The organism is Pseudarthrobacter sp. GA104 (assembly GCF_009741265.1).
Taxonomy (GTDB): Bacteria; Actinomycetota; Actinomycetes; order Actinomycetales; family Micrococcaceae; genus Arthrobacter.
On record NZ_WOWL01000001.1, the window covers coordinates 4452204 to 4466617 of the forward strand.

The following is a 14414-nucleotide window of genomic DNA, read 5'->3' on the forward strand; positions in this document are numbered from 1 at the left end:
GTTCCGTTCCGATCCGGGCCCAAGCCTGGCATCCGGGGCCGCAATTCCGGGCCTTAAAGCCGCAATTCCGGGCCTTAAAGATGTGTGGCCGGCCCCCGAGGGGACCGGCCACAACCATCAGTTCAGTTGAACTGGAAACCTTACAGTGCGTTGACCTTCTTGGAGATCGCCGACTTGCGGTTCGCTGCGTTGTTCTTGTGCAGAACACCCTTGCTGACAGCCTTGTCCAGCTTGCGGCTGGCAGCAACCAGGGCAGCAGCAGCTGCATCCTTGTCCGTGGACTCAACGGCGGTGTTGACGGCGCGGATGGCCGTCTTCAGCTCGGACTTGACTGCGTTGTTGCGCAGGCGTGCCTTCTCGTTGGTGAGGATGCGCTTCTTCTGGGATTTGATATTCGCCACGTGTGAACTCTCTTTTTAATGCGGAAATGGTCTAGAGGGCTTTCAGATTGGCCATTGACTGAGCGGCGTGGGGATACCTATGGCGGCCAACCATCAGTGGCCGTCGACCTGCACGGACACACAGCTATAAAGAATAGCAGGTCAGCGGCAGGCCTGGCCATTTCGGTGTTTACGTCCAGCCGTGTCGGCTGCGCAGTCCGGCCGCCACGGTGTCGAAGCGCGCACGGTCCAGGACAGCACCTTCGCGCCGGATGGCGTCCGGCCGAAGCTGCACGATCCTGTCCAGCCGGGCTTCGCTGGCCCGGCCCTGCCTGTCCCAGGCGCCGGCGCCCAGGTCCACATAGTCCTGTGACACGGCCGATTCGGGGACACGGTCCCTGCTCGTGAGCATGACTCCCAACAAGTAACTGCCGCTGCGGCCCACCAAAAGCACGGGGCGGTCTTTGCCCCGGCTGTGGTCCTCTTCGTAGGGCACCCACGCCCACACCACCTCGCCCGGATCCGGTTCACCATCGGGCCTCGGTGCGTAGCGGACGCTGGACCGGCCCTGGAAGTCCCCGGGATATACATCGCCATCCACGGCGCCGCCGCGGGCAGCGGCCGGCAGGCGGGCGTTGCCGGGCACAGGCGCCGCCCGGCCGGGGGAGGAGTCGGGGCCAGGCGCCGGGGACGTCCTGGCTGCGTTGCGCAGTGCCCGGAGGCCTGTCCTGACGGCATCCTGCAGGGAGCGGAGATTGAGAACCATCCAGCTACCTTATAACCGCCCCCGGTACGGGAGAGTGAAGGCAGGAACTCCGCTCAGGATGCGGTGGCGCGGGCCCTGACGTGGGACACTGGAGGTTGAAAATGTGCGGTCGGGCCGCAGCGTGCCATCGGCGCGTCCTGCCTGGTTGCCCAAAGCCATCAGTGAATGCCAACAGTAAGGACCCTGCGTGTCTCCCATGGCCCGCACCGCCCCGGTGCCCGCCGCGACAGATCCGGCCATCATTCGGAATTTCTGCATCATCGCGCACATTGACCACGGTAAGTCCACCCTGGCCGACCGGATGCTGCAGTTCACCGGAGTGGTCCAGTCCCGCGACATGAAGGCCCAGTACCTGGACCGGATGGACATCGAACGCGAGCGCGGCATCACCATCAAGTCCCAGGCTGTCCGCATGCCGTGGGAGCTGGATGGCGTCAGCTACGCGCTGAACATGATCGACACGCCCGGACACGTTGACTTCACCTACGAGGTCTCCCGCTCCCTCGCGGCCTGCGAGGGAGCAATCCTCCTGGTGGACGCGGCACAGGGCATCGAAGCCCAGACCCTCGCCAACCTGTACCTGGCAATGGAAAACAACCTGACCATCATCCCGGTCCTGAACAAGATCGATCTTCCTGCGGCACAGCCCGAGAAGTACGCGGCTGAACTTGCCAGCCTGATCGGCGGCGAACCGGAGGACGTGCTGCGGGTATCGGGAAAAACCGGCATGGGCGTTGAAGCGCTGCTGGACAAGATTGTCCGCGACCTCCCGGCTCCCCAGGGTGACGCCAATGCCCCGGCCCGCGCAATGATCTTCGACTCCGTCTACGACACCTACCGCGGCGTGGTCACCTATGTCCGTGTGGTGGATGGCATGCTGCACCCCCGCGAGCGCATCCAGATGATGTCCACGCGGGCCACGCATGAACTCCTCGAGATTGGCGTGAGCTCCCCGGAGCCGACGCCCTCGAAGGGCCTGGGCGTCGGCGAGGTGGGGTACCTCATCACCGGAGTGAAGGACGTCCGCCTGTCCAAGGTCGGCGATACCGTTACCAACCTCGCCAAGCCGGCCGCTGAATCCCTGCCCGGCTACGCCGATGCCAAGCCGATGGTGTTTTCCGGCCTGTACCCGCTGGACGGCACGGACTATCCGGTGCTGCGCGATGCACTGGAGAAGCTGATGCTCAACGATGCCGCCCTGGTCTACGAGCCGGAGACCTCCGCGGCGCTGGGCTTCGGGTTCCGGGTGGGCTTCCTGGGACTGCTCCACCTTGAAATCACCCGCGAGCGGCTGGAACGCGAATACAACCTGGACCTGATTTCCACGGCCCCCAACGTGGAATACGAGGTGACGCTGGAGGACAAGAAAGTGGTCCACGTGACCAACCCCAGCGAATACCCCTCCGGCAAGATCTCCGAGGTCCGCGAGCCCATGGTGTCGGCCACCATCCTTGCGCCGAACGAATTCGTCGGCGCCATCATGGAGCTGTGCCAGAGCCGCCGCGGCGTCATGGGAGGAATGGATTACCTCTCGGAGGACCGGGTGGAAATCCGCTACCGCCTGCCGCTCGCCGAGATCGTGTTCGATTTCTTCGACATCCTCAAGTCCAAGACCCGCGGCTACGGCTCGCTCGACTGGAAGGCCGACGGCGACCAGGTGGCGGACCTCGTCAAGGTCGACATCATGCTCCAGGGCGAACAGGTGGATGCCTTCTCCGCCATCACGCACCGCGACAAGGCCTACGCCTACGGCGTCATGATGACCACCAAGCTGCGCGAACTCATTCCCCGCCAGCAGTTCGAGGTGCCCATCCAGGCGGCCATCGGCTCCAGGATCATCGCCCGGGAAAGCATCCGCGCCATCCGCAAGGACGTCCTGGCCAAGTGCTACGGCGGCGACATCTCCCGTAAGCGCAAACTGCTGGAGAAGCAGAAGGAAGGCAAGAAGCGCATGAAGATGGTGGGCCGCGTTGAGGTCCCTCAGGAAGCCTTCATTGCTGCGCTCACCACGGACGAGTCCAAGGACAAGGCCAAGAAGTAGTGGTTACAGCGGCCGGCGCCACCGGAGGCCCCTGCAATGCCTAGCACTCTTCCCCTCGGCGACCCGGCGCCGTCGGACGGTCTCCTGCCTCCCCAGGCGGTTGACGGTGCGGCGGGCCGGGCGTTCGGGCTTTACGTACACATTCCGTTCTGTGCCGTCCGCTGTGGCTACTGCGACTTCAACACCTATACCGCCACGGAGCTCGGCGGCGGGGCCTCGCAGGACGCCTATGCCGCCACGGCCGCCTCCGAAGTGTCCCTGGCAGCCAGGGTCCTGGCGGAATCAGGGCTTCCTGCGCGCCCGCTCAGCACGGTGTTTTTCGGCGGCGGCACACCCACCCTGCTTCCCGCCGAGGACCTCGCCCTGATATTGCGCCGCGCCATCGGACAGTGGGGAATCGAGGCCGGCGCCGAAGTCACCACGGAGGCGAACCCGGACTCCGTCACGCCTGAATCCCTTGCCATCCTGAAGGAAGCCGGCTTCACCCGCATCTCCTTCGGGATGCAGTCTGCAGTGCCCCATGTCCTCAAAGTGCTTGACCGGACCCACACGCCCAGCCGAGTCCCGCAGGTTGTGCAATGGGCCCGGGACGCGGGACTGGCTGTGAGCCTGGACCTCATCTACGGCACGCCGGGGGAGTCCCTGGACGACTGGCGCTACTCCCTGGAGACAGCACTGTCCTACCAGCCGGACCACATCAGCGCCTATGCGCTGATCATCGAAGAGGGAACCAAGCTCGCCGCCCAGATCCGCCGGGGCGAGGTTCCAGGAATCGACGACGACGACCACGCCGACAAGTACGAACTCGCCGACGACCTCATCACCAAAGCCGGCCTGGGCTGGTACGAGGTCAGCAACTGGGCCCGCACGCCGGAGCAGGCCTGCCGCCACAACCTCGCCTATTGGCGGGGCGACGACTGGTGGGGGATCGGCCCCGGCGCCCATTCGCATGTGGGCGGCGTGCGGTGGTGGAACGTCAAACACCCCACGGCCTACGCCGGACGCCTCGCACAGGGAGTGTCACCGGCGGCCGGCAGGGAAACCCTGGACCAGGAGACCCGGAACGTCGAACGTGTGATGCTCGAGGCCCGTCTCCAGTCCGGCCTCGAAGTATCGTCGCTGGGCCAAGAAGGACGCCATGAGGTTGCGGGGCTGATCGCGGACGGCCTCGTGGATCCTGCTGCCGCGTTCAGGGGCAGGCTGGTCCTGACCCTCAGGGGCAGGCTGCTGGCAGACGCGGTGGTCCGCCGGGTCCTGCCGGACTGAACGGCACAAAGCAACGTGGGCCCGCGCCCGCCAGGGAACCCCGCGGGCGTGGACCCGTGCAGCCGCTACTTGATCCAGCGCAGGTTGTACTGGTAGCGGTGCGGCTGGCCACGGTTGACATGGATGCCGGCCGCCACCGAGAAGCAGGTGAGCGCAATCCAGATGAGGGTGGCGATGACGGCGAAGATGTTGCCGATCACGGGGACGAAGACCACCAGGATGTTCGCCAGCAGGGCAGCAATGGTGGGCGGCAGGCTGAAATTCAGGGCTTCCTTGGATTCCTGTGCCGTGAAGGGCCCGCGGTCCCGGAAGATCAGGTAGATCAGCAGCGACGGAACGCAGCCCAGGATGCCCCCGAAGTGCGCCATGGTGGCCCATTGCCGGTCTTCGCTGGCTGTCAGGGGCAGCGCATTCGCGGGAACGCCGTGGTACTCCGAACGGCCCTGGCCGCCCGGGCTGTCCCTGTGATCACGTGCGTTTTCTGCCACAGTCTGTTCCTTCTGAAGTGCAATGGTGCCGGCTAAGAAAGCTTAGTGGGTGCGGCGGCCTGCAATGTTGCAGGATCCGCAGTACCAAGAATACTTGGTACCGGCCCCATACCTGCCCCGGGATGCGCGGGCCGGGGCAGAACCGTCCTTCAGGGCACGGTGAGGAAGTCGATGACTTCTTCGACCCTCCCCAGCAGCGAGGCTTCCAGGTCGGCGTACGTTCGGACGGCGCCGAGCAGTTTCTGCCAGCCAAGCCCGATGTCCTCCTTTGTGGCATGGGGCCAGCCGAACGCTGCGAGGATGCCGGTCTTCCAATCCTGCCCGCGCGGCACTACCGGCCACTGCTCAATGCCCAGGACCGCGGGCCGGATGGCCTGCCACACGTCCACGTAAGGGTGACCCACAATCAGGACGTTCCCTGCAGCTCCCGGCGAGGCCATGACGGCGTCCGCAATGCGGGATTCCTTGGAATCCGGCACCAGGTGGTCCACCAGGACGCCGAGGCGCCTGCCCGGTCCGGGCCTGAACGCTGCGACGGCCCCCGCCAGGTCATCAATGCCGTGCAGGGGTTCGACGACGATGCCCTCCACGCGCAGGTCGTCTCCCCAGACCTTTTCCACCAGTTCGGCGTCGTGCTTTCCCTCCACCCAGATCCGGCTGGCCTTGGCCACCTGTGCCCGCTGGCCGGCGACGCGGACGGACCCGGAGGCGGTCCGGCCGGCGACGGCGCCGGCGGCCTGCCGCGGGGCCGGGGGCAGGAGCTTGATGGCCCGGCCTTCGAGGAGGAATCCGAAACCAAGCCGGAAGGACCGGGATTTACCGCGCCGGTCCTCCAGGGCAACCACGTGCATGCCGCCGGATTTTTCCACCCGGGTCACGGCGCCCACCCAGCCGGACTGGACGTCCTCAAGGACCATTCCCCGTTCAACGGGAACCTCGGGCAGTTCAGTCTTTGCGGGAGCGGACAAGTCGCGTGGGCCCCAGTTCTGGTACTGCATGGTTTCACTCCGCCTAGCGTTCGGTCACAGGTCCGGATTTCGCCCGGAGCGGTACCAATGCTAGCAACGGCGGGAGTCATAATAGACTGTTAGCACTGAGGCATGTCGAGTGCTAACCCTTGAGGTGGCACAGCGCGGGCGGCGCGGCCGCCCCGAACCCTGGATGGAGGTGGAGTGTGAGCGAGCCACGCAAACTTGAAGTGCTGCGTGCAATCGTGGAGGACTACGTCCACTCCCGGGAACCCGTCGGGTCCAAGGCCCTGGTGGAGCGGCACCATCTCGGTGTGTCCAGCGCAACGATCAGGAACGATATGGCCGCCCTGGAGGAAGAGGGCCTGATCACCGCTCCGCACACCAGCGCCGGACGTATCCCCACTGACAAGGGTTACCGGCTGTTCGTGGACCAGATCTCGGCGGTCAAACCGCTGTCCCAGGCCGAGCGCAGGGCCATCCAGTCGCTGCTGGAAGGATCTGACGACCTCGACGACGTCCTTGACCGCACGGTCCGCCTGCTGTCGCAGCTGACCAACCAGGTTGCCGTGGTCCAGTATCCGCACCTGAGCCGGGCACTGGTCCGCCATATCGAGTTCGTCCTCCTCGCGCCGCGCAAGGTGCTGGTGGTGCTGATCGCCAACAGCGGCAAAGTGGAACAGCGCGTTATCGACGTCGGCCAGGACCTGGGGGACGACGCCCTCGCCACCCTGCGGGCACGGTTCCTTGGCTCCCTTGCCGGCACTCCGCTGAACCAGCTCGCCCAGTCCCTGCCGGCAGTGGTGGCCACAGCCGGCCCGGGGCAAAGGCAGGCCGCCCATGCCCTCGCCGTCGGCCTCGAAGGCCTGGCCCAGAGCAGCAGGGAAGACCGCATGGTCATGGCGGGCACCGCCAACCTTGCGCGTTCCAACGTGGACTTTCCGCTCAGCATCGGACCGGTCCTGGAAGCACTCGAGGAACAGGTGGTCATGCTCCGCCTGCTGAGCGAAATGGCGCAGGACCACCGCGGGGTGGCTGTCAGCATCGGCCGCGAGAATCCCTACGACGGCCTTGCCGAGGCGTCCGTCGTTGCCACGGGGTACGGTCCGGACCACATTGCGAAAATTGGTGTCCTGGGACCAACCCGGATGGACTATCCCACCACCATGGCCGCAGTCAGGGCCGTTGCCCGCTACCTTTCGCGGATCCTGGGACCCTGACGTTTTCCCGTTCCCGGGCATGCAGATCATTTCCCGCAGTCCAACTGCAGGCAGTACAACAAGGAAGAGATACGAACTTTGAGCAGCCACTACGACGTCCTTGGAGTCTCACCGGAGGCCACGGGAGAAGAGATCAAGAAGGCCTACCGCAAGCTGGCGCGCACGCTCCACCCGGACGTCAACCCGGGTGAGGACGCGTCGGACCGCTTCAAGGCCGTGACCCACGCCTACGAGGTTCTTTCGGACCCGCAGAAGCGCCGCGTCTACGACACCACCGGCAACGAGAACGGCACGGACAACGGCTTCGGCGGAGGCAGCTACGCCGGCCAGGGATTCGCGTTCCAGGACATCTTCGACACCTTCTTCGGGGCCGGCGGAACAACGGGCCCGGCTTCCCGCGTCAGGCGCGGCCAGGACGCACTCATCAGTGTCCGCATCGAACTCCGCGACGCTGTCTTCGGCGTCAACAAGAAGCTGGAAGTGGACACGGCCGTCACGTGCCCCACCTGCGAAGGTTCGTGCTGCCGGCCGGGAACCCATCCGGAACGCTGCGACATCTGCGGCGGCAGCGGCCAGGTCCAGCGTGCCGTGCGCTCCATCCTGGGACAGGTCATGACCGCCGCCCCGTGCGGTACCTGCGAGGGCTTCGGCACCGTCATCAAGGACCCCTGCAATGAGTGCAGCGGCCAGGGACGCATCCGCAGCCGCCGTTCGCTGACCATCAAGGTTCCCGCCGGCGTAGCCACCGGAACCCGCATCCAGCTTTCCGGCCAGGGCGAAGCAGGTCCCGCCGGCGGTCCCGCCGGCGACCTCTACGTCGAGATCCGCGTGAACAACGACGCCACCTATGTCCGGGACAACGACGACCTCCACGCAACCCTGCACCTTCCCATGACCGCTGCAGCCCTGGGCACCGAGGTGAGCCTGGAAACGTTCGACGGACCGCAGGAGATCGACGTCAAGCCGGGCACCCAGTCCGGCGAGATCATCACCCTTCGCGGACTTGGCGTGACCCACCTTCGCGGGTACGGGCGCGGCGACCTGAAAGTGCACCTCCAGGTCGAGACTCCCGCCAAGCTGGACGCCGCGCAGGAGGACCTCCTGCGTCAGCTTGCCAAGATGCGCGGTGAACAGATCACCGAGGGCAAGCTTGCGGCCAGCGGGGGCATGTTCGCCAAGCTCCGGGACCGGCTCGGTAACCTGTAGCGGTGAGCAACCCGGTCTTTTTCACTCCTCCCGGTTCCCTTGACCAGCTGGTGGCGGGGGAAGTCTTTGTCCTGGAGGGGCCCGAGGCGCGGCACGCCGTCACGGTGAAGCGGCTTGCCCCGGGCGAGCCCGTTGACATCGTGGACGGCGCCGGGACGCGCATGAGCGGAAAGGTGCTTGCGGCGTCCCCCTCCGGGCTGGATGTTGAGTGCTCCTCCCTGGCCGTTGAGCCGCAGCCGGTAACAAGGCTGGTGCTGGTACAGGCGCTGGCGAAGGGCGACCGCGACGAACTTGCCATTGAGACGGCAACTGAACTCGGGATCGACGCCGTCATACCCTGGCAGTCCGAACGGTCCATCGTCCGGTGGAAAGGCGACCGGGCCGCGAAGGCCCACACCAAATGGCAGTCCGTGGTCACGGCAGCCGCCAAGCAGGCGCGCCGCGCCTGGGTTCCCGAGGTGCGGCCCGCCGTCGACACCGCCGCGCTGGCCGGCCTCGTGGAGGCCGCAGGGCTTGCCGTCATCCTGCACGAGGACGCGGTTAGGCCCTTGCGGACAGTGCTGGAAGCATGGCAGCGCGGCGGAACCCCAACGGAACCCCGCGAAGTCTTCCTGATCGTTGGGCCGGAAGGCGGCATCAGTCCCCGGGAAGTAACCCGGCTCTGCGGCAAGGGTGCTGTCACGGCCCTGCTGGGGCACCATGTGCTGCGCTCATCCACCGCCGGCCCCGCCGCCGTCGTGCTTGCCAGCGACGTCCTGGGCCGCTGGGCGGCGCATGCTGCCGAGCCTGCCGGTTGAGCAGGCCGCCGAAGCTGCAGCGTGCGGGCTAGCGGACTTTGAAAGCCCGCGAGTCCTCGTTCTGGTCCGGCTGCCCGTCGGCGCCGGCCTGGGCCACGCGCAACTCGTAGTCGCCGGAAGGCAGCGTGAGGGCAAGCGTGAAGATCCCTCCCTGTCCGGGCTGGGCGGAGGCCGTTGTTTCTCCGGTGAGGAACGGTACCTTGTTGCCGTCCTGCTCCGCCCGCTGGATCTGCCAGCGCAGCTTGCTGCCGGCCAGGGTGCTGCGGCCGGTGATCTTCACGCTTCCGTCGGCAATTTCCACATTTTCCTGCGGATCGATGATCCAGACGGGCGCCACCATGCCCGCGCCCCTCGTCATGAGGTCACCCAGCTGGATGTGGTCGAAAGCAACGTAGTCCGTGTGCCCGTCCACCAGGATCCGCACCCGGATCTGCTGCCCGGAGTCAATGAGCCCGGAGCTGGCCGCAGCGGCCGTGGCCGTATAAACAAGCTGCTGGACGGCACGGGCCGCCATGTCAGCGTCGAGGTTGCTGTTGAACGCGTCCTCGGACACGTCCACCGTAATAACGTCCTTGCCGGAAATCGAGGTGGCGAGCTTGCTGGGATTCTGCCAAGGGGTGAAGAAGTCCGGATCAAGCGGCTTATCCTTCATCATCGCCCGCAGGGCACGCGTCACGGGGTTTTCCTGCTCCGGCACGTCCCGGAACTCCCGGTAGAGGAACACGCTGCTGCCGGTGCGGCCAATCCAGTACACCGGCGCCTTGTTGGAGGACTGCGTGGTTTCAAGGGGGGCGCTGGTGGATGGTGCGGTGCCGGTGGCGGCAGGCCCGGAGTTCAGGAGGCCGGTAGGTGCAGGATTGGGCTCGGCCAGGCACCCCGCCAGGAGCGGGCCCACTGCCAGAACCACTGCGAGGACCGCAGGGCGCGCACGGCCCCAGCGTCGTCCTGCCCTCAGGGGCGCAGCTGATTCCGGCACGTTTGGTTGCCTGTCCTTTCGCAACTGGGCCGCATCCGGGCGGCGGTAGTCCAGCAATGAAGCTGGATTTCCAGCATGGCACAGGGCGCGGGACCGTACGGCCCTGCCATGGTCCCCGGGGCCAACTGCAACGGGAACGATATGAGGCCGATATGAAGTTGATACCTAATGACGCAGCCACCGCGCCTGAAGGCCGCCTTGCCCTGGTCCGTGGCTGGTTGCCTCATCCGGTGTTGACGCCGTACTGGCGTAAGATGGAGGGACCGCTTGGGCAAGGCGCGCCGGATGCGGTGGCCGGCCCTGCGGTGGACATTATTTTCGTACTTTGAGGGGATCACGGGCCTGCGGGCCGTCACCATGACTGAATCAGCGAATGGAAAGCGCCGGCTCAACACAGGCGAAGGCGCTGCGGGGGAGTTTCCCCATTCCCTGCCCGGCAGCCGTACCGAGGTTGTACTTTTCGACAACTCCGACCAGATGGTCCAGTCCTTGGGCAGCCACGATGAGGCTTTGCGCTTCATCGAGGAACAGTTCCCGCACGTCAATTTCCACGTCCGCGGAAATGAACTTTCCATCACTGGTCCTGCCAGCGACGTGCCCCGCATCATGCGGCTCCTCCACGAGGTCCGCGGCCTGGTGGCCCGCGGCACGGTTATCAGTCCCGCTGTCCTTCAGCAGCTCGTGGCCCTCCTGCGTACCCAGTCGCTGCAGAACCCCGTGGATGTTCTGACCCACGACATCCTTTCCAGCCGCGGGAGGACAATCCGTCCCAAGACGCTGAACCAGAAGACCTACGTCGACGCCATCGACAACAACACGGTGATCTTTGGCATTGGCCCGGCCGGAACAGGGAAGACCTACCTGGCCATGGCAAAGGCTGTGCAGGCGCTTCAGCAAAAAGAGGTCAGCCGGATTATCCTGACGCGCCCGGCAGTTGAAGCCGGGGAACGGCTGGGATTCCTGCCCGGAACCCTGAGCGACAAGATTGATCCCTACCTGCGCCCCCTCTACGACGCGCTGCACGACATGATGGACCCGGAGTCCATTCCCAGGCTGATGGCGGCGGGCACCATAGAAGTGGCTCCGCTGGCCTACATGCGCGGACGCACGCTCAATGACGCCTTCATCATCCTTGACGAGGCGCAGAACACCACGCCCGAGCAGATGAAGATGTTCCTGACCCGGCTGGGCTTTGGCTCCAAGATGGTGGTCACCGGCGACGTCACCCAGGTTGACCTGCCCTTCGGCACCCGCTCCGGGCTCCGTATTGTGGCGGAGATCCTGCAGGGTATCGAAGGCGTCAGTTTCTCGGTGCTGGACGCCGCAGACGTTGTCCGGCACCGCCTGGTGGGGGATATTGTCAACGCCTACAGCATCTGGGATGAGGCACAGCGCAGCCGGGTAAAGCATTCGACCGGCGCCGGCAAGCGGGGGGAACACGCATGAGCATCGAGGTCAACAACGAGTCCGGTGTCCAGGTGGACGAAGCTGAACTCGTTGCTTTGTCCCGGTACATCTTCGAGCAGCTCTACATCCATCCGCAGGCTGAACTGTCCATCCTCCTGGTGGATGAGCCTGCAATGGAGAAGCTTCACATTGAGCTGATGGACGAGCCAGGTTCCACGGATGTTTTGTCCGTGCCCATGGACGAGCTGACCCCGGGTACGCCTGACCGGCCCACGCCCCAGGGAATGCTGGGTGACATTGCCATTTGCCCCCAGGTGGCCCGGGTGCAGGCCAAAAACGCCGGCCACCCCCTCCAGGACGAGATGTTGCTGCTGACCACCCACGGCATCCTGCATCTGCTCGGATACGACCACGCCGAACCCGAGGAAAAGGCCGAGATGTTCGGGCTCCAGCGTGAGCTGCTGTCCGGCTTCACGGGCAAAGAAGCGCCTGCCGAGACCACCCAGTGACGCCCCTGCTCCTCGTGGCAATGGCCCTGGTTTTCCTGGTCGTTGCGGCGGTGCTGACCGCGGCGGAGGCCGCGTTCAACTTCATCCCGCGCCATGATGCCGAGGAAGCCCTGGTCAAGAGCCGCGGCACCGCCCTGCGGCGCATCCTCGGCCAGCCCGTGGCGCACATCCGCGCCCTGAGGTTCTGGCGCATCTGGTTCGAAATGGCGTCCGCCGTTGCCGTGTCCGTCCTGCTCTACAGCCTGCTCAGCAACGTGTGGCTTGCGGGCCTGGCAGCAACCGGGATTATGGCCCTGCTGGGCTTTGTCATTGTTGGTGTCTCCCCGCGGCAACTCGGACGGCTGCACGCAGCCGCTGTTGTCCGCTTCACCGCGCCGACGATCCGTTTCCTCACCTGGGTGCTGGGGCCCATCCCGGGCTGGCTGGTGAGGCTTGGAAGCACGGCGGCCCCCGGGGCCCCCGGCGGCGACGAGGCGTTCTTCAGCGAGCAGGAATTCCGTGAACTCGTGGAGCGCGCCAGCGAGTCGGACATGATCGAGGACACCGAGGCTGAGATGATCCAGTCCGTCTTCGACTTCGGTGACACCCTTGTCCGCGCCGTCATGGTGCCCCGGACCGACATCCTCACCATCGAAGCGGGGTCAAGCCTGCGCCAGGCCATGTCGCTTTTCCTTCGCTCCGGCTATTCCAGGATTCCGGTGATCGGCGACAGTACCGACCAGATCCTGGGCATCATCTACCTGAAGGATGTTGCCGCCGTCATCCATGAGCTGGCGCCCAACGAGGAGCCGCCGCTGGTGGAATCGCTCGCCCGCGACGTTCGCTACGTACCGGAGTCGAAACCTGTCAGCGACCTGCTCCGGGAGCTGCAGAAAGAGTCCACGCACGTGGCCATCGTGATCGACGAATACGGCGGAACGGCCGGCCTGGTCACCCTCGAGGACCTTATCGAGGAAATCGTGGGCGAAATCGTGGACGAGTACGACACCGAAAGCGCGGAGGCCGTGGAGCTCGGGGACGGTTCGTACCGGGTCAGCGCGCGGATGGGCATTGACGACCTCGGCGAGCTCTTCGGCATTGAGCTTGACGACGACGAAGTGGACACCGTCGGCGGCCTGCTCGCCAAGGCCCTGGGCCGCGTTCCCATTGTGGGGAGCTCCGTGGAAGTGCACGGTGTGTCCCTGCGGGCCGACCGGCTTGAAGGCCGCCGAAACCGCGTCAGCCACATTATTGCGGCACCGTTGGCAAAAGAAGACACTGACCTTGAAGATCTCTTCGACGAGGCGGAAGCAACCCAGCAGGGAGTTTCACGTGAGCAAGAAAAATAAGGCCGAAGGCCAGGACGATTTCGGCGGTTTCCACGCAGGATTTGCGATCCTGGTGGGACGGCCCAACGCGGGCAAGTCCACTTTGACGAACGCGCTGGTGGGCAAGAAGGTGGCCATTACGTCCGCCAAACCGCAGACCACCCGCCACACCATCCGCGGCATCGTTCACCGCGAGGACGCACAACTCATCCTCGTGGATACGCCGGGCCTCCATCGCCCGCGGACGCTCCTTGGCAAGCGCCTTAACGACCTCGTGGCGGATACGCTGGCCGAAGTTGATGCGATTGGGTTCTGCCTGCCGGCCAACGAAAAGATCGGCCCCGGAGACAAATTCATTGCCGCCCAGCTCGCGGCGGTTGGCCGCAAGCCCGTGATCGCCATCGTCACCAAAGCCGACCTCGTGGACCGCCAGGCACTGACGGAACAGCTCCTGGCCGTCGCAGCCCTCGGCAGGGAAGTGATGGGGGAGGACGGCTGGAAGGACATCGTTCCCGTTTCTGCCACCGACGGCTTCCAGGTGGGCACCGTTGCTGACGTCCTGATCAGCCACATGCCGCCGTCGCCCCCGCTGTACCCTGACGGTGAACTGACGGACGAACCTGAGGCCGTCATGGTCGCAGAACTGATCCGCGAGGCGGCGCTGGAAGGTGTCCGCGATGAACTTCCGCACTCGCTCGCTGTGGTGGTGGAGGAAATCGTTCCCCGCGAAGACCGGCCCGAAGACAGCCCGCTGCTGGACGTGCGGGTCAATCTCTACGTTGAGCGTCCCTCGCAGAAGGCGATCATCATCGGCAAGGGCGGCAGCCGGCTGCGTGAAGTGGGCACCAATGCACGCAAGGGCATCGAGGCGCTCCTGGGCACGCGGATCTATCTCGACCTTCACGTGAAGGTGGCGAAGGACTGGCAGCGGGACCCGAAACAGCTGGTCAAGCTGGGTTTCTGAGCCGTTTCGGCTCCGCCGGCGCAGGCCGCCCGGCATTTTCCCAGCCCGGGCCACTAAAATGGGCCGGATTTGGTTTTTAGAGGAAGGTTCACCACGTGGGGCTAGGCCGCGACAGACGC

Annotated in this window: 14 protein-coding genes; 9 read left to right on the forward strand and 5 right to left on the reverse strand. The window is 65.4% G+C overall.

Features of this window, described 5'->3' with window-relative positions; translation table 11 throughout:
- Positions 1–140: 140 nt before the first annotated feature.
- Together rpsT and GK109_RS20425 are read right to left on the reverse strand one after the other, a co-directional pair.
- The gene (rpsT, locus tag GK109_RS20420) at positions 141–401 is read right to left on the reverse strand and encodes a 30S ribosomal protein S20 (protein WP_011692086.1); all 261 of its coding nucleotides are present in this window, start codon (positions 399–401) and stop codon (positions 141–143) included.
- A 169-nt stretch (positions 402–570) separates the two neighbouring features.
- Positions 571–1146: a type II toxin-antitoxin system PemK/MazF family toxin gene (locus tag GK109_RS20425; RefSeq protein WP_157242276.1), complete on the reverse strand. Its 576-nt coding sequence runs from the start codon at positions 1144–1146 to the stop codon at positions 571–573.
- Positions 1147–1333: 187 nt separating this feature from the next.
- Between GK109_RS20425 and lepA the strand changes: the two genes are divergently transcribed.
- Both lepA and hemW read left to right on the forward strand, forming a co-directional pair.
- Positions 1334–3187 (forward strand): translation elongation factor 4, encoded by a 1854-nt coding sequence (gene lepA, locus GK109_RS20430; protein WP_321213598.1) that lies wholly within the window; start codon positions 1334–1336, stop codon positions 3185–3187.
- 36 nt (positions 3188–3223) lie between these two features.
- Complete coding sequence (gene hemW, locus GK109_RS20435) at positions 3224–4453, forward strand: radical SAM family heme chaperone HemW (protein WP_157242277.1); 1230 nt, start codon at positions 3224–3226, stop codon at positions 4451–4453.
- Positions 4454–4518: 65 nt separating this feature from the next.
- Here the strand turns inward: hemW and GK109_RS20440 are convergent, their stop codons facing one another.
- Positions 4519–4941, reverse strand: coding sequence for a DUF4870 domain-containing protein (locus GK109_RS20440; protein ID WP_321213596.1), 423 nt, complete (start codon positions 4939–4941; stop codon positions 4519–4521).
- A gap of 149 nt (positions 4942–5090) precedes the next feature.
- On the reverse strand, positions 5091–5939 hold the full coding sequence (locus GK109_RS20445) for a DUF3097 domain-containing protein (protein ID WP_157242278.1): 849 nt from the start codon (positions 5937–5939) through the stop codon (positions 5091–5093).
- Between the two features lie 176 nt (positions 5940–6115).
- Between GK109_RS20445 and hrcA the strand changes: the two genes are divergently transcribed.
- From hrcA to GK109_RS20460, 3 genes are all read left to right on the forward strand, one after another.
- Positions 6116–7129, forward strand: coding sequence for a heat-inducible transcriptional repressor HrcA (gene hrcA / locus GK109_RS20450; protein ID WP_321213595.1), 1014 nt, complete (start codon positions 6116–6118; stop codon positions 7127–7129).
- Positions 7130–7207: 78 nt separating this feature from the next.
- Entirely contained in the window at positions 7208–8335 is a 1128-nt protein-coding gene (dnaJ, locus tag GK109_RS20455) for a molecular chaperone DnaJ (protein WP_157242280.1), read from the forward strand.
- 2 nt (positions 8336–8337) lie between these two features.
- A complete protein-coding gene (locus tag GK109_RS20460) occupies positions 8338–9132 on the forward strand; it encodes a 16S rRNA (uracil(1498)-N(3))-methyltransferase (RefSeq protein WP_370460721.1) in 795 nt (264 codons plus the stop codon).
- 28 nt (positions 9133–9160) lie between these two features.
- Here the strand turns inward: GK109_RS20460 and GK109_RS20465 are convergent, their stop codons facing one another.
- Positions 9161–10108, reverse strand: coding sequence for a GerMN domain-containing protein (locus GK109_RS20465; RefSeq protein ID WP_370460722.1), 948 nt, complete (start codon positions 10106–10108; stop codon positions 9161–9163).
- A 357-nt stretch (positions 10109–10465) separates the two neighbouring features.
- On the opposite strand from GK109_RS20465, the gene GK109_RS20470 reads away from it, so the two are divergent.
- The 4 genes from GK109_RS20470 to era are packed head-to-tail and all read left to right on the forward strand — an operon-like array spanning position 10466 to position 14295.
- Entirely contained in the window at positions 10466–11554 is a 1089-nt protein-coding gene (locus GK109_RS20470) for a PhoH family protein (RefSeq protein ID WP_157242281.1), read from the forward strand.
- Positions 11551–12024 (forward strand): rRNA maturation RNase YbeY, encoded by a 474-nt coding sequence (ybeY, locus tag GK109_RS20475; protein WP_157242282.1) that lies wholly within the window; start codon positions 11551–11553, stop codon positions 12022–12024. The genes GK109_RS20470 and ybeY overlap by 4 nt, the downstream gene beginning before the upstream one ends.
- Positions 12021–13352, forward strand: a complete 1332-nt coding sequence (locus GK109_RS20480) for a hemolysin family protein (RefSeq protein ID WP_370460723.1) — start codon at positions 12021–12023, stop codon at positions 13350–13352. Before ybeY ends, GK109_RS20480 begins: the two co-directional genes overlap by 4 nt.
- Positions 13336–14295 carry a GTPase Era gene (gene era, locus GK109_RS20485; protein WP_321213591.1) on the forward strand — a complete coding sequence of 320 codons (960 nt, stop codon included), beginning with the start codon at positions 13336–13338 and terminating at the stop codon, positions 14293–14295. The genes GK109_RS20480 and era overlap by 17 nt, the downstream gene beginning before the upstream one ends.
- The last annotated feature ends 119 nt before the right edge of the window (positions 14296–14414 follow it).

Coding starts and splice junctions, on each gene's coding strand:
- hemW (WP_157242277.1), top strand. CDS start 3,224: ATGCCTAGCACTCTTCCCCTCGGCGACCCGGCGCCGTCGGACGGTCTC.
- ybeY (WP_157242282.1), top strand. CDS start 11,551: ATGAGCATCGAGGTCAACAACGAGTCCGGTGTCCAGGTGGACGAAGCT.
- GK109_RS20425 (WP_157242276.1), bottom strand. CDS start 1,146: ATGGTTCTCAATCTCCGCTCCCTGCAGGATGCCGTCAGGACAGGCCTC.
- GK109_RS20445 (WP_157242278.1), bottom strand. CDS start 5,939: ATGCAGTACCAGAACTGGGGCCCACGCGACTTGTCCGCTCCCGCAAAG.
- GK109_RS20470 (WP_157242281.1), top strand. CDS start 10,466: ATGACTGAATCAGCGAATGGAAAGCGCCGGCTCAACACAGGCGAAGGC.